The sequence below is a fragment of the Streptomyces sp. NPDC006552 genome (genome assembly GCF_040611655.1).
Classification (GTDB): domain Bacteria; phylum Actinomycetota; class Actinomycetes; order Streptomycetales; family Streptomycetaceae; genus Streptomyces.
Map to the genome: position 1 here is coordinate 58,418 of NZ_JBEXOS010000026.1, position 20,914 is coordinate 79,331.

Consider the following 20,914-nt stretch of genomic DNA (forward strand, 5'->3'; position numbering starts at 1 on the left):
GAGCGGCGCCGCCGCCTCCTGAGGAGCACCACGCATCATGGCCGAGAGCCACACCTACCGGGTCATTGTCCGCGCCGCGTTCGAGGGGCTCACCGACGCGGTGCGCGAGCGGCTGCTCGCCGAGGTCGCGGAGCACGAGGGCATCGCGGGGATGCGGTTCGCACCGGAGGGCTCCCTCGCGTACGACCGGACGCTCAAGCACTTCTCCATGCGCTACGTCGTCGAGTCCGATCCGGACGACGGGGACGAGATGGCGGCCGCCCTCGCCGAGGAGCGGGCCGAGGCGTACCTGCGCGAGCAGGGGCTCGGCCACGGTGAGCTGCGCTCGACGGTGACCGACATGGACACGATGAAGATCAACCGGAAGCCGGGGCGCGCCGGCCGGTAGCCGGGCCGCCGGTCATCTCGGCGGTGAGCGCCCAGCGCTCGTGGTCGCGCCAGGCCCCGTCGACGAAGAGGAAGTCCGGCGAGTACCCCTCCCGGCGGAAGCCGGCGCGGCGGGCCAGCGCGAGCGAGGCGGCGTTGCCGGGCTGCGCGTTGATCTCCAGGCGGTGCAGGCCGAGCGGTCCGAAGGCGTGCCGCACCACGAGGCCGAGCCCCTCGGACATCAGGCCGCGGCCGGCGGCGTGCGCGAAGGCGCCGTAGCCGAGGGCGCCGCAGCGGAAGCCGCCGTGGACGATGTTGTTGATGTTGATGAAGCCGGCGAGGGCGCCGCTGTCGCGCGCGCACACCAGGAAGCCGCGCTTCGCGGGGTCCTCGGTGAGGCTCCGCTCGTAGGCGGCGAAGGTGTCCGTGCGCAGCGGTGGGAAGAGCCAGGGGTGGTGCAGCTCCTGGCTCTCGCGGGCCCGCGCGGTGAACTCCTCGGCGTCGGCGGCGGTCAGGGGGCGCAGGGCGACGCGGGCCCCTTCGGCGAGGGGTGCGGGCAGGTGGGCGGCCATCCGGCCACCCTACGCAGACCGTCCCGCCGGGCCGCGGGCCGCCCTCACTTGCGGCGCCGCGCCACGCCGTAACCGCCGCAGACGGCACCGATGACGGCGACCGCCGCGAGCGCCATCCACAGCGGCATGGTGACCTCGGGGACGAGCAGCCTGATCTGTACGCGCCGGGTGTTCTCGAAGATGAAGACCAGGACGAGGACGACCAGGAGCAGGACGGCGATCCTGCCCGGCGTGAACGTGCCGCTCTTCGCGGAGTCCGCGCTGTCCTTGGGACTCATCGGTGGGCCCTTCCGTCGTTCCCCCGGAGGCCGGGGCCGCCTCCCCGCCCAGCATGGGCGGCCGGGCGGCCTCCACGCAGCGGCCGAGGGACCGTACGGGTGACGCGGCTACTCCGTGACGACGGGCAGCCGCACGGTGCCGGTGTCCTCGGGCGCGCTGATGACGGTGACCGGCTTGATCCCCTTGTTGCCGCCGTACGCGTCGTCGCTCGCGGCGATCACGAACCGGATGCGGTGCCCCTTCTCGTAGCGGTGCACGATGCCGGGCAGGGTGACGGTGAAGGGGCGGGTGACGTCCGGGACCCGGACCGGGGCGACGAGCCGGTGCACGAGCGTCTTCGTCCCGTCCGGCGCGACGTCGTACAGCTTCGCGAAGAGGACGAGCTTGTCGGCGGCGTCGGCCGAGTGCTGCACGCGCTCGGTCCGCGGCGAGACCACCTTGAGGGTCGCCTCGGGAGCGCCGACGACGTCGGTCGTCGTGGTCAGCGGCTCCGTGGTCCAGTCGAGGTAGGTGCCCCGGGTGTCGTACGGCGTCGGGTCGGGGAGTCCGATGAGGCCGCTGAGCGACGATTCGGAGTGGCTGGTGGGGAGGACCCAGTTGCGGTACTCGCGGCTGCCGCGGGCCACCTTGTGCCGGTCGTCGACGAGTTTACCGTCGCCGGACAGGTAGAGCGTGCGGTTCAGGGCGGGGACGGCGGGGGCCGTGGCGTAGGTGCCGTCGGGGTCGCTGATCCAGTCCCGGTAGTAGGCGAAGGCGGGGCCGGTGTCGGTGCCCTTCGCGCGGTGCAGGTACCGGTCGAACCAGGCGACGATGCGCTTGCCGACGTAGCTCGTCTCCAAGTTCCCCTCCCCTAGGTTGAGTTCGCCGCTCGCGGGGTCGGTCAGGCCGCCGCTGTGCCCCCATGACTGCCAGATCATCTTGGTGGGGGTGCCCTGGGCGCGCAGGGTGTCGTACGTGGCGCGGGCCTCGTTCAGGTTGAACAGGCTGTCGGCCTGGCCCTGGACGAGCAGCGTCGGCGCCTTGACGTCCTTCAGGTACGAGACCGGGGAGACGCCGCGTGCGTAGTCGAGCAGTGCCTTGGTGCGGTCCGCCGGGTAGCGCCCGGAGTTGAGCGTACGGATCGTCGCGCAGGCGTCGTCGACGAAGTGCAGGCAGCTCAGCCTGTTGATGCGGGACGGGTCGAGCGAGGGTTCGAGCAGCGGCTGCCCCTCGCCCATCAGGTAGAACCCGTTGGTCCACTGCCACTTGAAGACGCCGGGCACGTCCCGGTCGGCGGCGTTCTGCGGGTCGAGGGAGTAGGCCAGGTCGTTCCAGGTGATCAGCGGGACGAGCGCGTCCACCCGGTGGTCGACGGCGGCCGTCGCCATCTGGACGGCGCCCCCGTAGGAGCCGCCGATCATGCCGACGCGGGGGTCGCCCTTCTTGTCGGCCGTCACGTAGTCGACGGTGGTGCCGTCGTCGGCGGCGCGGGTCCCGGCGAGGAAGTCGACGAGGGCGGAGGCCGCCGTGCCGTCGATCCGGGGGTCGTCGAGGGAGATCAGGCAGCCGGACTTGCCGAAGCCGAGCCCGGAGTAGACGAGTCCGACGTACCCGCGCCGGGCGAAGGCCTTGCCGGTCGCGTCGGTGGAGCCGTCCGACTTGCTGCCGCCGAAGCCGTTCGTGGTCAGCACGGCGGGGGCCGGGTGCGTGGCGTCGACGCCGGCCGGCCGGTACAGGTCGGCGTCCACGATGCACTGGCGTCCGCCCGCGTCGACGGTGAACTTCAGGGGGGTGACGGTGTATGTGCCGGTCGCCCCGGTCGCTGGAGCCGCGAGGGCGAGCGGGGTGAGCGTCACCGCCGCGAGTGTGCCGAGGGCGGCGGCCAGGGCGGTACGGGTTCGGGGCACGGCTCGGGACACGGTTGCCTCCATGCGGGGTTGTACCGACCAGTAAGTTCGCGGCGGAGCCATGGTGTGACACGTGTCATATCGCGGTCAATGGGTGGGCCTGGGTTTATCCCTGTTCGGGTGCGGGCCGGCGGGGGCTGGTCGCGCAGTTCCCCGCGCCCCTCAAGAGGCGGTTGCCTGTCTGCCGGCCGGTGGGGGCTGGTCGCGCAGTTCCCCGCGCCCCTATGGGGCTTGCGGCTTCGCCGCTGCCCCATCGGGCCCGATGAGATGGCGCACGAAGTGCGCATCTCAGGGGCGCGGGGAACTGCGCGAGAAGCTGCACCGGCCGGACAGCCGAATGACGGCCCATTCAGGGGCACGGGGAACTGCGCAAACCGCCAAGACGCGGCGCAGACGTACGCCGGATCGTCAGCTCAGCGCCGGCTCGTCCAGGGTCAGGGTCAACGCAGCCGCATCCAATGAACCCGCCACCCCGAACGGCAGCGTCAACGCCCCCTCACCGTGCCCGAACCCGAACTCCTCCACCACCGGAACACCGAGCCCACCCAGCCGGTCGACCAGAACCCCCCGGAGGGGCTCGCACTCGGCCCACGACCCGAGCAGAATCCCCGCCACGCCCTCCAGCCACCCCGCGCGCAACAGCTGCGTCAGGTACCGGTCGACGCGGTACGCCTCCTCGCCGACGTCCTCCAGACAGAGCAACGCGCCGCCCGCCGAGGCACGGGCGTGCGGCGTGCCGAGATCGGCGGCGAGCAGCGACAGGCAGCCACCGAGCGTGGTCCCGCGCGCGACGCCGGGCACCAGCACCCCGGCCCCGGGCACCGCGGGGATCACCCGCACCGTCTCCGGCGCGAAGAGCGTGGCCCGCAGATGGTCCTGCGCCCGCGCGTGCTTGAGGAAGTCCGCCGCGGCCACCATCGGCCCGTGCAGCGTGCTCACCCCGAGGCGGACGGCGAACGCCTCGTGCAGCGCGGTGATGTCGCTGTACCCGACGAAGACCTTGGGCCGCGCGGCCCGCATCGCGCTCCAGTCGAGCAGGTCGACCATACGCTGCACCCCGTAGCCGCCCCGGGCGCACAGCACGGCGTCGATCCCCGGATCGCACCAGGCGCGCTGGAGATCGGCGGCGCGGTCCGCGTCGGTGCCCGCCAGGTAGTCGAACTCCCCGTGCACGTCCTGGACATGCGGGGCCACGACCGGGTCGAGGTCCCAGCCGCGCAGGAGGTCCAGACCCGCCTGGAGCCGGTCCTCGGGCACCGGCCCGCTCGGCGCGACGACGGCGACCCGGGCGCCGGGCGCCAGCCGCGGCGGCCGGACCAGGGGCTGGACCGAGAGGCTCACTTGGCCAGCTCCAGTGCGGGCAGGCCGGTCGGGTGGAGCCCGAACACCTGCGCGTAGAGGGAGAGTTCGGCCTCCAGGGCACGGACCATGGTGTCGGCTCTGCGGAAGCCGTGCCCCTCGCCCTCGAAGGCGATGTACGCGTGCGGGACGCGCCGGCCCTGGCTCTCCACCCGGGCGAGGAAACGCTCGCACTGGGCGGGCGGGCAGATCACGTCGTCCAGGCCCTGGAGGAGCAGGAAGGGCACGGTGAGCCGGTCGGCGTGCTCGACGGGTGAGCGCTCGGCGTACCGCGCGGGGACCTCGGCCAGCGGCCCGACCAGCGACTCCAGGTACTGCGATTCGAAGTCGTGGGTCTCGCCGCTGCCCCAGGCGGTGAGGTCGAGGATGGGGTAGATGACGGTCCCGCAGGCGTAGATGTCCGTGGTGGTCAGCGACGCCGCGCTGGTCCAGCCGCCGGCGCTGCCGCCGCGGACGGCGAGCCGGGCCCGGTCGGCGGTGCCCTCGGCGGCGAGGGCGAGGGCGACGGCCGCACAGTCCTCGACGTCGACGACGCCCCACTGCTCGCGCAGCCGGTTGCGGTACTCCCGCCCGTACCCCGTCGAGCCCCCGTAGTTGACCTCGGCGACGCCGATGCCGCGGGAGGTGAAGTAGGCGATCTCCAGGTCGAGGACGAGCGGCGCGTGACCGGTCGGCCCGCCGTGCGCCCAGACGACGAACGGCGGCAGTTCCTCGCCGGGCGCGACGTGCGTGGGGCTGTGCGGCGGGTAGATGTGGGCGTGGACCGAGCGGCCGTCGGGCCCCTCGAAGGTGCGGATCTGCGGCTCGGGGTAGTACGCCGGGTCGACGGGGTCGCGGTGCGCGGCGCCTGTCACCCGGGTGCGTCCGGTGGAGGTGTCGAGCTCGACGACCTCGGCCGCGGTGCGCGGGCTCGCGGCGACGCCGAGGACGCGGGTGCCGTGCACGGCGAGGGACGCGGACCACTCGGTCCAGGGCCCCGCGGTGTCGACGACCTCGCCGGTCTCCGGGTCGAGCACGCCGAGCGCGGTGGCGCCGACGCCGTGCACGACGGCGATCAGCCCGGCCTCCAGCGGCTTGAACCAGCTCAGGCCGATCTTCCACACCGGCCCGCCGAACTCCTCCTCGCGCGGGCACAGCGGCCGGGCGGGACCGGGCCGGGCGCCGCCGGCGCGCAGGTCGAGCCGGTAGAGGTTCCACCAGCCGCTGTCGTCCCCGGAGTACAGCAGCGCCCCGTCGGGGGCCCACTCGACCTGGCAGACGGACTCCTCGGGGCCGCCCGCGACGGTCCGCGCGGGGCTGAACGTGCCGTCCGCGAGGACCTCCGCCACCAGCAGTTCGGTGCCGTCCCAGGGCATGCGCGGATGGTCCCAGGCGATCCAGGCGGCCTGTCCGCCGTCCGGGGAGAGCCGGGCGCCGGTGACGAACCGGTGGGCGTCGTCGGTCAGTTCGCGCACCGCGGAGCGGTCGTCGGCCGCCGAGCCGTCGAGCGGGACGGCCGCGACCACACGCCGCACCTCGGTCGGCCCGTCGCCGGTGAACTCCTCCAGGACGCACCAGAGTTCACCGCGGTCCAGGTGGAGCTGCGGGTCGGCCCAGCGCAGCCCCTCCCCTACGGCGGAGAGCGGGGTGAGCGGGCGGGGCGCGGCGCCGGGGGCGTCGGGTTCGAACGCGTACAGCCGCTGGTCGGCGAAGTTCACGAAGACCAGCAGCGGGCCCTCGGGGCGGTCGGCGCCGGCCCAGGGGCGGCCGCCGTACTCGATGACGCGACTGCGTACGTTCCACGGCGCGGGCAGTACGGAGTGCTCCGTGCCGTCGGGCCGGCGCCGCACCAGCGCGCGGCGGCCCGCCTCGGTGGGCCTTGGCTCGGTCCACCAGGGTTCGTCACCGACGAACCCGGCGTACTCGGGCCTGCCGTCGTGCGCCGCGGCCAGCGCGGCGTCGATCGGCGACGGCCAGGAGCCGTAGCCCAGCGTCTGCACCATGTCGTTCCCGCCCCCCATTTACCTCCGGCCCTCCATATTCTTCGCGTCCTCTTCGTTTTCCTAGTACATGGTCGATGTAGAGGCCGGGCCTATGCCGAGCGCAAGAACCGATCGAGTACGCGCACCCCGAAGTGGAGCGCCTCCACCGGCACCCGCTCGTCCACCCCGTGGAAGAGCGCCTGGTAGTCGAAGCCCTCGGGGAGCTTGAGCGGGGCGAAGCCGTAGCCGGTGATGCCGAGGCGGGAGAACTGCTTGGCGTCCGTGCCGCCCGACATGCAGTAGGGGACGGTGTGTCCCTCGGGCGCGAACTGCTCGACGGCGGCCCGCATCTTCGTGAAGGTCGGCGAGTCGACCGGGGCCTGGAGCGCGACCTCGCGGTGGACGAACTCCCAGTCGACGTCCGGTCCCGTCAGCTCGTCGAGGGCGGCGCGGAACTCGTCCTCGGCGCCGGGCAGGAAGCGGCCGTCGACGTGGGCCGTGGCCTCGCCCGGGATCACGTTGACCTTGTAACCGGCGGACAGCATCGAGGGGTTGCTGCTGTTGCGCACGGTCGCCGCGACGAGCGCGGCCGCCGGGCCGAGCCGGGTGAGCAGCGCGTCGGCGTCGAAGTCCGGCGCGTGCACGTCGGTCTCGATGCCGTACAGGGCCGCGAGTTCGGCCAGGGCGGCGCGCACGGTCGGGGTGAGCCGCAGCGGCCACCGGTACTCGCCGATGCGGTGGACCGCGGCGGCGAGGCGCGTGACCGCGTTCGCCGGATTGACCTTGGAGCCGTGACCCGCCTTGCCGCGCGCGGTGAGCTTGAGCCAGCCGGTACCGCGCTCGCCCGCTCCGATCGGGTAGATCTGCTTGCCGCGGCCGTCGTGGAAGGTGTAGGCGCCGGACTCGCTGATGCCCTCGGTGCACCCCTCGAAGAGGGCGGCGTGCCGGTCGGCGAGGAACCCGGCGCCGTCCTCGGCGCTGGCCTCCTCGTCGGCGGTGAACGCGAGGACGATGTCGCGCCGCGGCCGGAACCCGACGCGGGCCCACTGCCGGACGGTCGCGAGGATCATCGCGTCCATGTTCTTCATGTCGACGGCGCCGCGGCCCCAGACGACGCCGTCGCGGACCTCGCCGGAGAAGGGGTGCACGCTCCAGTCGGCGGCCTCGGCCGGCACGACGTCCAGGTGGCCGTGGACCAGGAGGGCGTCGGCGGTGGGGTCGGTGCCGGCGATGCGCGCCACCACGTTCCCCCGGCCTGGGGTGCGCTCCAGGATCGTCGGTTCCAGACCCGCCTCGGAGAGCAGGGCCGCCGCGTACTCGGCGGCGGGGCGCTCCTTGCAGTCGCCGCCGCCGCGGTTCGTGGTGTCGATCCGGATCAGCTCGGAGGTGAAGGTGACGACCTCGTCCAGGGCCTGCGCGTCGACCGTCGCGAGGTGCTGCTCAGCCATACTGTTCCTCCACCGCGGCCGAGGCGATCGTGGTGACCGCCTTGAAGGTGCGGATGCCTTCGTACATGGTCTCGTGCGTGTACGCGATCCTACGCTCGCCGCTCCGCTCGACCCCGGGGACGACGGTCGCGGCCATGGCGAGGTGTTCGGCGTCGAACTCGACCTCCACGGTGAACGGCCCGCCCCGCACCGGCTCGTACCGCACGGCGAGGGACGCGGCGTCCTCGGCGGCGGCCCGGATGTCGGCGGCGGTGCGCGCGGGGGTGCGGCAGACCGCCGCATACCGGGACACGTGGTCCTTGACGGCGACCTTGCGGGCCTCGGGCGCATAGCCGAGGGCGTCGTCGCAGGCGTGGTCGTCGCCGGTGACGAGGACGACGGGGACGCCGTACTCGGCCACCACGTGCGCGTTCAGCAGACCCTCGCTCGCCCGTACGTCGTTCACCCAGACGCCGGTGATCTGGTTGGCCAGGTAGGTGTGCGCGAGGACGCCTTCCATGCCGGCGCCCGCGTGGTAGCCGACGAAGGCGATGCCGTCGACATCACCGTGCTGGACGCCCTCCACCATGGAGAGCGACTTGTGGCGGCCGGTGAGCATCTGCGCCCGGTCGTCGAGCCGCTCAAGGAGCAGATTGCGCATCGTCCAGTGCGCCTCGTTCACCAGCACCTCGTCGGCGCCGCCGTCGTAGAAACCGAGCACCGCCGCGTTCACGTCCGAGGTGAACATCGCGCGGCAGCGCTCCCACTGCGGCGTGCCGGGGAGGACGTCCGCAGGCCAGGTCACACCCGTCGCGCCCTCCATGTCGGCGCTGATGAGGATCTTCATGCCCGAACCGTACGCGGCGGCGGGCCCCCTCACCAGACCTGTGGATAACTCCCAGTGGTGTAGACCAATGCCGGGTGGCTGTCCGGTGCCGCCCGGCGCGTTCCCGCTCGTCAGCGCGGTGCGGGCCCGCACGCGGAGGGTTCGGCGGCGGTCGGCGGGGCGCGGGCCCCGCGCCCGTCAGTCCTCGTGGCCCAGTTGCAGGTCCCGCTCCGTGCGGCCGCCGCCGGCGACCTGGAGGACCGTCGCCACCGGCGGGTAGCCCGCCGCGATCACCGTGTACTCACCCGACGACAGGTCGACGAAGCGGAACGTCCCGTCCGGCCCGGTCGTCAGCGTGTCCACCACGTTGCCCGCGGCGTCCAGCAGCGTGACCCGGGCCTCCTCCACGGGGCGCCCGCCACTGGCCCGAACGGTGCCGCGCAGCACCGCGCCGCCGGCCAGCTCCACGTCCTGGCGGGTCTCGCGGGCCGCCATCACCGTGACCGGCAGCGCCGCCGGGCGGAACGCGGGCGCGCTCGCGGCCAGGGTGTACTCGCCGGCCACCAGCTCCGTAATGACGTAGCCGCCCTCACGTCCGCTGCGGGTGGCCGAGACGACCTCGCCGTGCACGTTGGTCAGCGTGACGATCGCGTCCCGTACGGGGGCCCCGTCGGCGGTGAGGACCGAGCCCGCCAGGCGGCCCGCGCCGCCGAGCACCACATCCAGGTCGACGGGGCGCTCCCCCACCGTGACCGTCACGGCCTGCGGCTGGTGGCCACCGGCCGCCGCGATCAGGACGTAGCTGCCGGCGCCCGGCGTGGACAGGGCGTACCGGCCGTCGTCGCCGCTGGCGCCGCGGCCGATCTGGGTGCCGCCGACGTCGATGAGGGTGAGCGCGGCGCGCGGCACGGCGGTGCCGTCGGAGTGCTGCACCGTCCCGCAGACCGGGACCCCGGCGGCGTACGAGACGCGTTCCTGGGTGGGGACGGCGGGGGTGACGGGCTGCTCTGCGGGGACGGTGCTGGACAACAGAGGTGTCTCCTTGATGAAGAAGGCGAGGAGCAGGCCCAGGACGAGGACCGGCACCAAATAGAGGAAGATGCGGGGCATCGCGTCGGCGTACGCCTGGATGTACGGGGTGCGCAGCGCCTCGGGCATCGCGTGCACGAGCTGCGGGGTGATGGACTCGGTGCCGCCGTCCCCGGCGGGGCCCGCGGCGGTGGCGGGCAGCCGGTCGGCGAGGGCGTCGGCGAGCCGGTTCGCGAAGAGCGTGCCGAAGATCGCGGCGCCGACGCTGCCGCCGATCTGCCGGAAGTAGTTGTTGGCGCTGGTGGCGGTGCCGAGGTCGCCGGGGCGGACCGCGTTCTGCACGGCGAGCACGAGCACCGGCATGATCAGGCCGATGCCGGCGCCGAGCACGGCCATGTAGACGCTGTATTCGAGGCGCGGGGTGTCGACTTCCAGGCGCGACAGGAGGTACATGCCGAGCGTGGAGAGGGCGCTGCCGAGGATCGGGTAGAGCTTGTAGCGGCCGGTGTGGCTGATGAGCTGGCCGGAGATGATCGAGGCGCCGACGACGCCGCCCATCATGGGGAGCATCAGGAGCCCGGACTCGGTGGCGGTGGCGCCGTCGACCATCTGCAGGAAGGTCGGCAGGTAGCTGGCCGCGCCGAAGAGGGCGACGCCGACGACCATGCCGACGAGCCCGGTGAGGTTGAAGACGGAGTCGCGGAACAGCCGCAGCGGGATCAGCGGTTCGGCGGCGAACTTCTCGGCGACCACGAAGAGCACGGCCGAGGCGGCGGCGCCGGCCCCGAGGCCGATGATGACGCGGTCGCCCCACGCGTACTCCGTCCCGCCCCAACTGGTCAGCAGCACCAGGCAGGTGGAGGCGGAGGCGAGCAACAGCGCGCCCGGCACGTCGAGTCGCGGCTTCTTGGTGGGCTTGGGGAGCTTGAGGACGACGGCCGTGACGGCGAGGGTGAGCAGGCCGAACGGGACGTTGAAGTAGAAGCACCAACGCCATGAGAGGTGGTCGGTGAAGTAGCCGCCGAGCAGCGGTCCCGCGACGGAGGCGAGCCCGAACGCGGCCCCGATCAGGCCCATGTAGCGGCCGCGTTCGCGGGGCGGCACGATGTCGCCGATGATCGCCTGCACGCCGATCATGAGGCCGCCGGCGCCGACGCCCTGGACGGCACGGAAGGCGATCAGCTGGTCCATGCTCTGCGCCCGTCCGGCGAGGGCGGAGCCGATGACGAAGACCACGATCGCGAACTGGAAGACGCCCTTGCGGCCGAAGAGGTCGCCGAGCTTGCCGTAGATCGGCAGGCCGATGGTGGAGGTCAGCAGGTAGGCGGTGATCGCCCAGGACATCTTGTCGAGGCCGTGCAGCTCACCGACGATTCTCGGGAGCGCGGTGGCCACGATCATCTGTTCCAGCGCGGCGAGCAGCAGCGCGAGCATCAGGCCGACGAAGACCATCCGGACGCGGCGCGGGGTGAGCCCGTCGCCGGGCAACGGCGCTTCGCCGCCGCTCTGTTGTCGCTCGGGGGCGGTGTCCGGAGCCGACCGCGCGACCGCCTCCCGCTCCCGCACGGGTTCGGTCACCAGCGTCGTCGTGCCCACGTACTGCTCCCCTCGTCGCCCTTGCGCCGCCCATTTCTCGCATTACGCGACAACGGCGGGCAAGCGCGACGGGGCGCACGTCAGAGGGGCGCGGACGACGAATGCGCCGGTAGAAGCCCTACGGCGTACAACGGGGGCGGAATGAAAACCACTCGAAACGGTGAGCGGCAGATCGGTGTTCGCCCCGGGTCCCGGCGGGCGGGACCCTCGTCTCGGCGGCGGGCGTCACTTCTCCACTTCGGCCGCGAGCTTGGCGAGCACGCCGTCGTAGATGCGGCCGAGGCCCTTGGGCGCGAAGGTCTTCTCGAAGAAGCCGCCGACGCCGCCCGCCCCGTTCCAGACGCTCGTGACGGTGACGCGGGAGCGGCCCTCGCCCGCGGGGACCACGCGCCAGGTGGTGACCATCGAGGAGTTGCGGTCCTTCTCGACGAGCTCGCCGTCGGTGGGCTCGCTCACGTCGAGCAGGCAGTCGCGGACGCGCTTGCTGGTCGCCTGGAGCTTCCAGTGGACGACGGTGCCCTCGCCGTCACCGCCCTCGCGGACCTCGTACTCGCTGAAGTGCTCGGTCAGCACCTTCGGCCGCGTGCCGTCGTAGTCGGCGAGGGCGTCGAAGACGTCGTCCGGCTCGGCGGCGACGACACGTTCCGTGGTGGCCTCGACCTGCGCCATGGCTTTCCTCCAGCACTTGGTTCCTGTGGGCTCGGCCAAGCCAACCACCCCCCGCCCGGGCCGCGGAGATCGGGGTCCCGGTCCGGGCGGCACGATCAAGGGAACATGTGTTCTATTGTGGGGTCAGTGCTACCGAGGAGGCGTCATGCGCTGGGAGAACCTCAACCTCACGGACGGTCCGACCGACCACGCCCGGGCGCCGGACGCCGCGCTGTTCGGCGCGGAGGCGGTCATCAGCCGTACCGTCGACACCCCCGAGTTCCGCGGGGTGACGTTCCACGAGGTCCGGGCCCGTTCGATCGTGAACCGGGTGCCCGGCGCGTCCCGGATGCCGTTCGAATGGACGGTCAATCCGTACCGCGGCTGCACCCACGCGTGCGTCTACTGCTTCGCCCGCAACACGCACCGCTATCTGGACCTGGACACCGGGCTCGGCTTCGACAGCCAGATCGTGGTGAAGGTGAACGCGCCGGAGCTGCTGCGCCGCCATCTCTCCTCGCGCCGCTGGCACGGCGACCACATCGCGATGGGCACGAACGTCGACTGCTACCAGCGGGCCGAGGGCCGTTACCGGCTGATGCCCGGCATCATCGAGGCGCTGCGCGACCACGCCAACCCGTTCTCGATCCTGACCAAGGGCACGCTGATCCTGCGCGACCTGGACCTGCTGCGGCAGGCGGCGGAGGTGACGGACGTCGGCATCTCGGTCTCCGTCGGCTTCGTCGACCAGGAGCTGTGGCGCACGGTCGAGCCGGGTACGCCCGCGCCCGAGCGCCGGCTCGACGTGGTCCGCGCGCTGACCGGCGCGGGCATCGGGTGCGGGGTGCTGATGGCGCCGGTGATCCCGTTCCTCGGCGACCGGCCCGAGCAGTTGCGGGCGACGGTGCGGGAGATCGCCCGGGCCGGCGCGACCTCCGTGACACCGCTCGTGCTGCATCTGCGGCCCGGCGCGCGCGAGTGGTTCATGGCCTGGCTCGGACAGCACCACCCGTATCTGGTACGGCGCTACGAACGGCTGTACGCGGAAGGCGCGTACGCCCCCCGGTGGTACCAGCGGCGGCTGACGCGGCAGGTGCACGAGCTGGCCGAGGAGTACGGGATCGGGCCCTCGCGCCCCGGTCTGCCGCGGCGCGTGCGCGAGCCGGAGCCCTCCGCGGCGCCCGAGGCCGCCGCGCCGGCCCAGCTCACCCTGATGTGAGCCGGCGCGGCGCGCCGCGCAGTCGGGCGAGCGCCCGGGCCGCGATCGGGTCAAATTCGGCCAGATCGGATTCCCTCCCCCAGGGTGCGCGGGAACATGCCGCACAAGCCGTCGGCCGACGGCCGGTTCTGTCTCCTCCGCCCTGAGAGGCCCCATGAACAGACGCGCACTCGCGCTGTGCGGTATCGGTGTCGCCGCGCTGGCCGCCTCCGCCGTCGTCCCGCCCGCCGGCGCCGCGAGCGGACCGGGTCCGCGCGCCGCCGCCGTCACCTGGAAGAAGTGCGGCACCAAGGACTACCCGACACAGCAGTGCGCGACGCTGCGCGTGCCGCTGGACCACGCCCACCCCGGCAAGCGGCAGATCTCCCTCGCCCTGACGCGCATCCCGCACACGGCGAAGACGTCGCAGGGGCCGCTCCTGGTCAACCCCGGCGGGCCGGGCGGCAGCGGGCTCACGCTCGCCGGCTTCGTGGCGCAGAGCCTGCCGAAGAAGGTCGCCGCGCAGTACGACGTCGTCGGGTTCGACCCGCGCGGCGTCGGCAAGAGCCGGCCGGCCCTGGACTGCGTGCCCGGCTACTTCAAGCCGGTGCGCCCGCAGAGCCTGCCGCGGACCGCGGCGGTCGAGCAGGCGAATCTGCGGCGCGCGACCTCGTTCGCGCAGGCGTGCGGCAAGAAGTACGCCGCCGTCCTGCCGTTCATCGACACCGTCAGCACCGTCCGGGACATGGACGCGATCCGGGCGGCGCTCGGCGCGAAACAGCTGAACTACTTCGGCTACTCGTACGGCACGTACCTGGGCGCGGTCTACGCGAAGTACTTCCCCGAGCGGGTACGGCGCTTCGTCCTCGACTCGGTCGTCGACCCGGAGGGCGTCTGGTACCCGGACAACCTCGCGCAGGACGAGGCGTTCAACGCCCGGCACACGGCCTTCCTCGCGTGGGTCGCCCGGCACGACGCGACGTACAAGCTGGGCAAGGACCCGGCGAAGGTCGGGGCCGCGTGGTCGGCGATGCGCGCCGCGCTCGCGAAGAAACCCGCGGGCAAGAAGGTCGGCGCCGCGGAGCTGGAGGACACCTTCCTGCCCGGCGGCTACTTCAACGGCTACTGGCCCTACCTCGCCGACGCGTTCGCGGCGTACGTCAAGGCCAAGGACCCGGACCCGCTGGTGGAGGCGTACGACAACTTCGCGGCGCCCGACGCCACGACCGACAACAACTACAGCGTCTACTCGGCCGTCCAGTGCCGGGACGCGCCCTGGCCCCGCGACTGGAACCAGTGGCGCGAGGACAACGGGCGGACGCACGAGAAGGCACCGTTCTCCACCTGGAACAACGCCTGGTACAACGCGCCGTGCGCGTTCTGGCCGGTCCGGCCGCTGGGTCCGGTCGACGTGTCGAACGACTCGGTCCCTCCGGTGCTGCTCTTCCAGGCCACGCGGGACGGGGCGACGCCGTACCAGGGAGGCGTCACCGTGCACCGCATGCTGCGCGGATCGAGCCTGGTCGTCGAGGACGGCGGCGGCAACCACGGTGTCACGCTCAGCGGGAACGCCTGTCTCGACAAGCACCTCGCGACCTATCTCGCCAGCGGCACGGTGCCGCGCGGCGACGGCGAGGCGGACGCGGTCTGCAAGAAGCTGCCGGACCCCAAGCCGCTGAAGGCGAGGGCCGCCGTCCCGGTACATGGCGCCGCACTGCACCGGCTGCTGGGCTCCCGGGGCTGACACCGAGGTCCCTCCGCGGGTGGGTGAGGATGGTCCCATGACCCGACTCGCCCGCCCCCTGGTCCGCCCGATGACCCTGGCCGACTGCACGGCGGCGGCCGAAGTCCGGGTACGTGGCTGGCAGTTCGCGTACGCCGGGCTGATGCCGCAGGCGTACCTCGACGCGATGAGCGTGGCCAGGGACAGCGAGCGGCGCCGTCATCTGTACGGCCGGTCGCCCGAGTTCGTCGCGGAGCGTGACGGCGCGGTGGTCGGCTGGGCCTGCTTCGGGCCGTGCCGGGACGGTGATGTGCCGCCGGGCGAGGCGGAGTTGTACGCCCTGTACGTGCTCCCCGGGCACGTGTCGACCGGCGTGGGCCGCGCCCTGCTCGACACCTGCACGGACGCCGCCGCCGGGGCCGGGCACCCCGCGATGCGGCTGTGGGTCGTGGCGGGCAACACGCGGGCCCGGCGCTTCTACGAGCGGGCCGGGTTCACGGCCGACGGGGCGCGGGAGCCGTACGAGGTGGGCGGGGCGACGGTGTCCGAGGTGCGGTACGCGCGGCCGCTCAGCCGGCGGGCAGCCGGGCCAGCGCCGCCGCTGCCGCCATGGCCAGCCGGGGGTGGGTGCTCGCCTCGGTGAGGACGTCGCGGGCCCGGGGGTCCGCCAGACTGCCCAGCCCCTCCACGCAGGCGAGGGCGACCGTGCGGTAGGGGTCGTGCGGGGCGAGGCGGCGGCGGAGCGTCGTGATCAGGGCCGGGGCCGACTCGGGGGCCCGCAGCTGGGTGAGCAGGCGGACGGGGTGGAGGGCGTAGGCGACGCGCAGTTCGTTGGTGGCGAGGGCCGCGGCGGCGCGGGCCGTGCGCGGGTCGCCCAGGACCGCCAGCGCCTGCGCGGCCGCCGCGCAGCGGTGCGGATCGCGATGGTTGAGGAGCAGGACGAGGGACTCGAAGGCGCGGCGGTCACCGGCGACGCCGAGCCGGTAGGCCGCCAGTTCCCGGGCCCACAGGGGCTGTTGCGGCGCGGTGAGCACCGCGGCCAGCTCGTCCCGGTCGCTCGTGGCGGCCAGCCGGTCGAAGGCGGGCGTGCCGCCGGATTCCTTCCGGATGCGCTCTGTCACCGTTCGCGACTCTTCGTCCATGAGGTCGAGAGTAGGACGCACCGGGCCCCGGCGACATAGATCACAGCGACTGGGCGCCACCGGGGGCTGGCGCGCTCAATACTCGCCGGTTAATCTCATGTGAGCGGGGCACACTTCCCGCAGCACCACTCCCGGCGGCCTGGTGACGCAGCCGCCCGGGAGTGCAGTCGGTTCGGTACGCGCTACCGAAGTTCGCAGCACGACCTGGCTCCGGGACAGGGCCGGTCGGTCTTCTCCGTGCCTGTGCCGCTCGGCACGCCACGGACACCTCACTCTCCGTACGCCGCACGCCTCGTGCCGTTCCCGGCGTTCTCGCGTACGCCCTTGGTCGTCACCCTCACTTCTGGAGTTCCCCGATGGACGCTCCCCTGTCCCGCATCTCCACCGTGGCCGTCGTCGGCCTCGGCACCATGGGCACCGGCATCGCCGAGGTCCTGGCCCGCGCCGGGCGCGAGGTCATCGGTATCGACATCAGCGAGGCGGCCGCCGCACAGGCGGCCGTGGCGCTCCAGGGCTCGACGGCGCGTGCGGTGCGCCGCGAGCACCTGACCGAGCAGGAGCGGGCCGAACTGCTCGCCCGCTTCCGCACGTTCACCGACCTGCAGGCCGCGGCCGACGCCGACCTCGTGATCGAGGTCGCCCCGGAGTCGTACGAGATCAAGCAGCAGATCTTCCGGGCGCTCGACGGCATCGTGCGGCCCGGGACGATCCTCGCCACCGGGACCAACGCGCTGTCGGTGACGCGCCTGGCCGCCGACTCCGCCCGGCCCGAGCGCGTCCTCGGTCTGCACTTCTTCAACCCGGCCCCCGCGATGAAGCTCGTCGAGGTGGTCTCCAGCGTGCTGACCGCGCCGGCCGCGGTCACCGCCGTCACCGACCTCGCGCTCGAACTGGGCAAGGAGCCCGTCGCGGTGGGCGACCGGCCCGGCTTCGTCGCCGACGGGCTGCTGTTCGGCTACCTCAACCAGGCCGCCGCGATGTACGAGGCCAAGTACGCCTCGCGCGAGGACATCGACGCCGCGATGAAGCTGGGCTGCGGCCTGCCCATGGGCCCGCTGGCCCTGCTCGACCTCATCGGCGTCGACACCGCGCGCACCGTCCTCGACGCCATGTACGCCGAGTCGCGCGACCGGCTGCACGCGCCCGCGCCCGTCCTCAAGCAGCTCAGCGAGGCGGGCCTGACGGGGCGCAAGGCGGGCCGCGGTTTCTACACGTACGAGGAGCCGGGCAGCGCGGTCGTGGTGGCCGACGCCCTGACGCCCGCGGCCCGCAGCGGCGTGGACGCGGGCCGCCCGGTCCGCTCGGTCGGTGTCGCCGGCTCCGGCACGATGGCCTCCGGGATCGCCGAGGTCTTCGCCAAGGCGGGCCTCGACGTCGTCCTGGCCGCCCGCAGCGAGGAGAAGGCCGAGCGGGCCAGGGCCCGGATCGAGAAGTCGCTCGCGCGCTCCGTCGGCAAGGGGCGGATGTCCGCGGAGACGGCCGCGCAGACCCTGGCGCGGATCACGCCCGCGGGATCGTACGACGCGTTCGCCGACGTCGATCTCGCGCTTGAGGCGGTCGCCGAGGACCTGGAGATCAAGCAGCAGCTGTTCGCGACGTTCGACAAGGTCTGCAAGCCCGGCGCGATCCTCGCCACCACCACCTCCTCGCTGCCCGTCGTCGCCCTCGCCCGCGCCACCGCGCGCCCGCAGGACGTGATCGGCATGCACTTCTTCAACCCGGCCCCGGCGATGAAGCTGGTCGAGGTGGTGCGGACCGTGCTGACCGCCGACGACGTGCACACCACCGTCCGCGATCTGACCCTGCGCATCCGCAAGCACCCGGTGGACTGCGGCGACCGGGCGGGCTTCATCGTGAACGCCCTGCTCTTCCCGTACCTGAACAACGCGGTCAAGATGGTCCAGGAGCACTACGCCTCGCTCGACGACATCGACGCCGCGATGAAGCTCGGCGGCGGCTATCCGATGGGCCCCTTCGAACTGCTCGACGTGGTCGGCCTGGACGTCTCCCTCGCCATCGAGAAGGTGCTGCACCGCGAGTTCCGCGACCCGGGCCTCGCGCCCGCGCCGCTGCTCGAACACCTGGTGGCCGCGGGCTGCCTCGGCCGCAAGACGGGCCGGGGCTTCCGCGAATATGCCCGGCGCTGAGCCGGACGCGGTGGCCGGGTCGCACTGGGGCGGGCTGCTCGGAGCCCCGGGCGGCCCGCTCACCGGGGAGCGTCCGGGAACGTACATGCAGTACGTTCGGGGCATGACGCCCGCTCATAAGGCCGCCAAGCCCTCCCGTACCTCCGCGACACCCGACGCCCCGGAGAGCGCCGCCGGCAACCGGGCGGCTGCGCAGCGGCTCAAGATGCGCCGCGAGCTGGCGGCCGCGGCGATGGAACTCTTCGCCACGAAAGGGTACGAAGCTACGACGGTCGACGAGATCGCCGCGCAGGCCGGCGTCGCCCGCCGCACCTTCTTCCGCCACTTCCGTTCGAAGGAAGAGGCGATCTTCCCGGACCACGACGACACCCTGGTGCGCGCCGAGGCCGTCCTGAACGCGGCGCCGCCGCACGAGCACCCGCTCGACACGGTGTGCCGCGGCATCAAGGAAGTCATGAAGATGTACGCGGCGTCGCCGGCGGTCGCCGTGGAGCGCTACCGGCTGACCCGCGAGGTGCCCACCCTGCGCGAGCGCGAGATCTCCTCGGTGGCCCGTTACGAGCGTCTGTTCACCCGCTACCTGCTGGGCCACTTCGACGAGCAGGCCCACCACGACGGCAACAACGACCCGCTGCTCGCCGAGGTCGCCGCCTCCGCCGTCGTGACCGCCCACAACCACGTGCTGCGCCGCTGGCTGCGGGCGGGCGGCCAGGGCGACGTGGAGGCCCAGCTGGACCGCGCCTTCGCGATCGTGCGCCGCACGTTCGGCACGGGCATCGGAGCGGGCCGCACCCCCGCCGCCGCGCCCCCCGCCCAGGTCGCCCACTCCGGCGAGGTGCTCGTGGCGGTGGCCCGCACGGACGCGCCGTTGCCGGAGGTCATGCGCACCATCGAGGAAGCCCTGCGCAACCGCTAGAGCGCCCTCGGCACCACCACCGGCCACCCCGGCCCCTGATCTGGCACGCAGTGCCACGTCAGGGGCCTTTCGTCTGCCCGGGGCCGCACGCGCGACGCGCGCTGATCGATCATCGATCCCTTACCGGTTCCGGCAGAACCGCTCTGACCTCGAATGATCGATCATCGCTCACGTGCGCCGCCCTGATGACACCTGAGCGAAATTAGTGGCACGGAGTGCCTTGCCAGCTGTCACGGTGTGCCATACGTTGAGGGAAGTCCGGGCGGCCGGCGTACAGAGAACTTCCGTACGCCGGCTGTCCCCGCAAGGCCGCGACCGACCGCGGCCCGCGCGCCCGGACGCCTGCGTCACAGGCACCCTTCCGCGCCACACCAAGCGCTGCCACCGCACCACCCCGCCGAACCGACGGCACGCTCCACCCGCCCCGCAGCCACCTGAAAACCCCGACTCAGCGTTCCCCTCAGCGCTCACCGCCGGAGGCACCACCGTGAAGGAAATCCTGGACGCGATTCAGTCGCAGACCGCCACGTCTGCCGACTTCGCCGCCCTGCCGCTGCCCGACTCCTACCGCGCGATCACCGTGCACAAGGACGAGGCCGAGATGTTCGCCGGCCTCGACACCCGCGAGAAGGACCCCCGCAAGTCGATCCACCTGGACGACGTGCCGGTGCCCGAACTCGGCCCGGGCGAGGCGCTGGTGGCCGTGATGGCCTCCTCGGTCAACTACAACTCGGTGTGGACCTCGATCTTCGAGCCGGTCTCCACCTTCAGCTTCCTGGAGCGCTACGGCCGCCTGAGCGAGCTGACCAAGCGGCACGACCTGCCGTACCACGTCATCGGCTCCGACCTGGCGGGCGTCGTCCTGCGCACCGGCCCCGGCGTGAACGCCTGGAACCCGGGCGACGAGGTCGTCGCGCACTGCCTCAGCGTCGAGCTGGAGTCCTCCGACGGCCACAACGACACGATGCTCGACCCCGAGCAGCGCATCTGGGGCTTCGAGACGAACTTCGGCGGCCTGGCAGAGATCGCCCTCGTCAAGTCCAACCAGCTGATGCCCAAGCCGGACCACCTCAGCTGGGAGGAGGCGGCCGCCCCCGGTCTGGTGAACTCCACCGCCTACCGCCAGCTGGTCTCGCGCAACGGCGCCGGCATGAAGCAGGGCGACAACGTCCTGATCTGGGGCGCGAGCGGCGGCCTCGGCTCCTACGCCACGCAGTTCGCGCTGGCCGGCGGCGCCAACCCCATCTGTGTCGTCAGCAGCGAGCAGAAGGCGGAGATCTGCCGGAGGATGGGCGCCGAGGCGATCATCGACCGCAGCGCCGAGGGCTACAAGTTCTGGAAGGACGAGCGCACCCAGGACCCCAAGGAGTGGAAGCGGTTCGGCAAGCGCATCCGCGAGTTCACCGGCGGCGAGGACATCGACATCGTCTTCGAGCACCCGGGCCGCGAGACCTTCGGCGCCTCCGTCTACGTCACGCGCAAGGGCGGCACCATCACCACCTGCGCCTCCACCTCGGGCTACATGCACGAGTACGACAACCGCTACCTGTGGATGTCGCTGAAGCGGATCATCGGCTCGCACTTCGCCAACTACCGCGAGGCGTGGGAGGCCAACCGCCTGATCGCCAAGGGCAAGATCCACCCGACGCTCTCGAAGACGTACGCCCTGGAGGACACCGGCCAGGCCGCGTACGACGTGCACCGCAACCTCCACCAGGGCAAGGTCGGCGTCCTCGCGCTCGCGCCGCAGGAGGGTCTGGGCGTGCGCGACCACGACAAGCGGGCCCAGCACATCGACGCCATCAACCGCTTCCGCAACGTCTGAACTCACGGAGGTCG

The 20,914-nt window shown here is 72.6% G+C and carries 17 protein-coding genes; 7 read left to right on the forward strand and 10 right to left on the reverse strand.

The window, feature by feature from the left end; genetic code table 11:
* Positions 1–37: 37 nt before the first annotated feature.
* Complete coding sequence (locus ABZY33_RS17245; RefSeq protein WP_356492413.1) at positions 38–388, forward strand: DUF6204 family protein; 351 nt, start codon at positions 38–40, stop codon at positions 386–388.
* On the opposite strand, the gene ABZY33_RS17250 is transcribed toward ABZY33_RS17245, so the two are convergent.
* The 9 genes from ABZY33_RS17250 to ABZY33_RS17290 form a co-directional block, all read right to left on the reverse strand.
* Complete coding sequence (locus ABZY33_RS17250) at positions 357–938, reverse strand: GNAT family protein (RefSeq protein WP_356492414.1); 582 nt, start codon at positions 936–938, stop codon at positions 357–359. The genes ABZY33_RS17245 and ABZY33_RS17250 overlap by 32 nt on opposite strands.
* Positions 939–982: 44 nt before the next feature.
* The gene (locus tag ABZY33_RS17255; protein ID WP_356492415.1) at positions 983–1,216 is read right to left on the reverse strand and encodes a LapA family protein; all 234 of its coding nucleotides are present in this window, start codon (positions 1,214–1,216) and stop codon (positions 983–985) included.
* 108 nt (positions 1,217–1,324) lie between these two features.
* Positions 1,325–3,127 carry a CocE/NonD family hydrolase gene (locus tag ABZY33_RS17260; RefSeq protein WP_356492416.1) on the reverse strand — a complete coding sequence of 601 codons (1,803 nt, stop codon included), beginning with the start codon at positions 3,125–3,127 and terminating at the stop codon, positions 1,325–1,327.
* A gap of 384 nt (positions 3,128–3,511) precedes the next feature.
* Entirely contained in the window at positions 3,512–4,444 is a 933-nt protein-coding gene (locus ABZY33_RS17265) for an LD-carboxypeptidase (RefSeq protein ID WP_356492417.1), read from the reverse strand.
* Complete coding sequence (locus ABZY33_RS17270) at positions 4,441–6,462, reverse strand: prolyl oligopeptidase family serine peptidase (protein WP_356492418.1); 2,022 nt, start codon at positions 6,460–6,462, stop codon at positions 4,441–4,443. Before ABZY33_RS17270 ends, ABZY33_RS17265 begins: the two co-directional genes overlap by 4 nt.
* 71 nt (positions 6,463–6,533) lie before the next feature.
* Positions 6,534–7,871 (reverse strand): M20/M25/M40 family metallo-hydrolase, encoded by a 1,338-nt coding sequence (locus ABZY33_RS17275; protein ID WP_356492419.1) that lies wholly within the window; start codon positions 7,869–7,871, stop codon positions 6,534–6,536.
* Positions 7,864–8,697, reverse strand: a complete 834-nt coding sequence (locus ABZY33_RS17280) for a M55 family metallopeptidase (protein ID WP_356492420.1) — start codon at positions 8,695–8,697, stop codon at positions 7,864–7,866. Before ABZY33_RS17280 ends, ABZY33_RS17275 begins: the two co-directional genes overlap by 8 nt.
* Positions 8,698–8,874: 177 nt before the next feature.
* Positions 8,875–11,301 carry an MFS transporter gene (locus ABZY33_RS17285; RefSeq protein WP_356492421.1) on the reverse strand — a complete coding sequence of 809 codons (2,427 nt, stop codon included), beginning with the start codon at positions 11,299–11,301 and terminating at the stop codon, positions 8,875–8,877.
* Positions 11,302–11,526: 225 nt separating this feature from the next.
* Complete coding sequence (locus tag ABZY33_RS17290) at positions 11,527–11,970, reverse strand: SRPBCC family protein (RefSeq protein ID WP_356492422.1); 444 nt, start codon at positions 11,968–11,970, stop codon at positions 11,527–11,529.
* Positions 11,971–12,115: 145 nt separating this feature from the next.
* Between ABZY33_RS17290 and ABZY33_RS17295 the strand changes: the two genes are divergently transcribed.
* From ABZY33_RS17295 to ABZY33_RS17305, 3 genes are all read left to right on the forward strand, one after another.
* Positions 12,116–13,168 (forward strand): Rv2578c family radical SAM protein, encoded by a 1,053-nt coding sequence (locus tag ABZY33_RS17295; RefSeq protein ID WP_356492423.1) that lies wholly within the window; start codon positions 12,116–12,118, stop codon positions 13,166–13,168.
* A gap of 154 nt (positions 13,169–13,322) precedes the next feature.
* Positions 13,323–14,891, forward strand: a complete 1,569-nt coding sequence (locus ABZY33_RS17300; RefSeq protein WP_356492424.1) for an alpha/beta hydrolase — start codon at positions 13,323–13,325, stop codon at positions 14,889–14,891.
* Positions 14,892–14,928: 37 nt separating this feature from the next.
* Complete coding sequence (locus ABZY33_RS17305; protein WP_356492425.1) at positions 14,929–15,513, forward strand: GNAT family N-acetyltransferase; 585 nt, start codon at positions 14,929–14,931, stop codon at positions 15,511–15,513.
* Here the strand turns inward: ABZY33_RS17305 and ABZY33_RS17310 are convergent.
* Positions 15,440–16,012 carry an adenylosuccinate lyase gene (locus ABZY33_RS17310; protein ID WP_356492426.1) on the reverse strand — a complete coding sequence of 191 codons (573 nt, stop codon included), beginning with the start codon at positions 16,010–16,012 and terminating at the stop codon, positions 15,440–15,442. The two genes, ABZY33_RS17305 and ABZY33_RS17310, sit on opposite strands and share 74 nt — an antisense overlap.
* A 356-nt stretch (positions 16,013–16,368) precedes the next feature.
* Here ABZY33_RS17310 and ABZY33_RS17315 point away from each other — a divergent pair, with 356 nt between their 5' ends.
* From ABZY33_RS17315 to ccrA, 3 genes are all read left to right on the forward strand, one after another.
* Positions 16,369–18,159, forward strand: coding sequence for a 3-hydroxyacyl-CoA dehydrogenase family protein (locus ABZY33_RS17315; protein ID WP_356492427.1), 1,791 nt, complete (start codon positions 16,369–16,371; stop codon positions 18,157–18,159).
* Between the two features lie 85 nt (positions 18,160–18,244).
* Positions 18,245–19,075: a TetR family transcriptional regulator gene (locus tag ABZY33_RS17320; protein ID WP_356492428.1), complete on the forward strand. Its 831-nt coding sequence runs from the start codon at positions 18,245–18,247 to the stop codon at positions 19,073–19,075.
* A gap of 487 nt (positions 19,076–19,562) precedes the next feature.
* The gene (gene ccrA, locus ABZY33_RS17325; protein ID WP_356492429.1) at positions 19,563–20,900 is read left to right on the forward strand and encodes a crotonyl-CoA carboxylase/reductase; all 1,338 of its coding nucleotides are present in this window, start codon (positions 19,563–19,565) and stop codon (positions 20,898–20,900) included.
* Positions 20,901–20,914: the final 14 nt, after the last annotated feature.

Bases quoted from the DNA above. Each gene is read 5' to 3' on its own strand.
- ABZY33_RS17270 (WP_356492418.1), bottom strand. From the start codon at position 6,462: ATGGGGGGCGGGAACGACATGGTGCAGACGCTGGGCTACGGCTCCTGG.
- ABZY33_RS17245 (WP_356492413.1), top strand. From the start codon at position 38: ATGGCCGAGAGCCACACCTACCGGGTCATTGTCCGCGCCGCGTTCGAG.
- ABZY33_RS17280 (WP_356492420.1), bottom strand. From the start codon at position 8,697: ATGAAGATCCTCATCAGCGCCGACATGGAGGGCGCGACGGGTGTGACC.
- ABZY33_RS17260 (WP_356492416.1), bottom strand. From the start codon at position 3,127: ATGGAGGCAACCGTGTCCCGAGCCGTGCCCCGAACCCGTACCGCCCTG.
- ABZY33_RS17315 (WP_356492427.1), top strand. From the start codon at position 16,369: ATGGACGCTCCCCTGTCCCGCATCTCCACCGTGGCCGTCGTCGGCCTC.
- ABZY33_RS17275 (WP_356492419.1), bottom strand. From the start codon at position 7,871: ATGGCTGAGCAGCACCTCGCGACGGTCGACGCGCAGGCCCTGGACGAG.
- ABZY33_RS17300 (WP_356492424.1), top strand. From the start codon at position 13,323: ATGAACAGACGCGCACTCGCGCTGTGCGGTATCGGTGTCGCCGCGCTG.
- ABZY33_RS17305 (WP_356492425.1), top strand. From the start codon at position 14,929: ATGACCCGACTCGCCCGCCCCCTGGTCCGCCCGATGACCCTGGCCGAC.
- ABZY33_RS17250 (WP_356492414.1), bottom strand. From the start codon at position 938: ATGGCCGCCCACCTGCCCGCACCCCTCGCCGAAGGGGCCCGCGTCGCC.
- ABZY33_RS17320 (WP_356492428.1), top strand. From the start codon at position 18,245: ATGCAGTACGTTCGGGGCATGACGCCCGCTCATAAGGCCGCCAAGCCC.
- ABZY33_RS17310 (WP_356492426.1), bottom strand. From the start codon at position 16,012: ATGGACGAAGAGTCGCGAACGGTGACAGAGCGCATCCGGAAGGAATCC.
- ABZY33_RS17295 (WP_356492423.1), top strand. From the start codon at position 12,116: ATGCGCTGGGAGAACCTCAACCTCACGGACGGTCCGACCGACCACGCC.
- ABZY33_RS17255 (WP_356492415.1), bottom strand. From the start codon at position 1,216: ATGAGTCCCAAGGACAGCGCGGACTCCGCGAAGAGCGGCACGTTCACG.
- ABZY33_RS17290 (WP_356492422.1), bottom strand. From the start codon at position 11,970: ATGGCGCAGGTCGAGGCCACCACGGAACGTGTCGTCGCCGCCGAGCCG.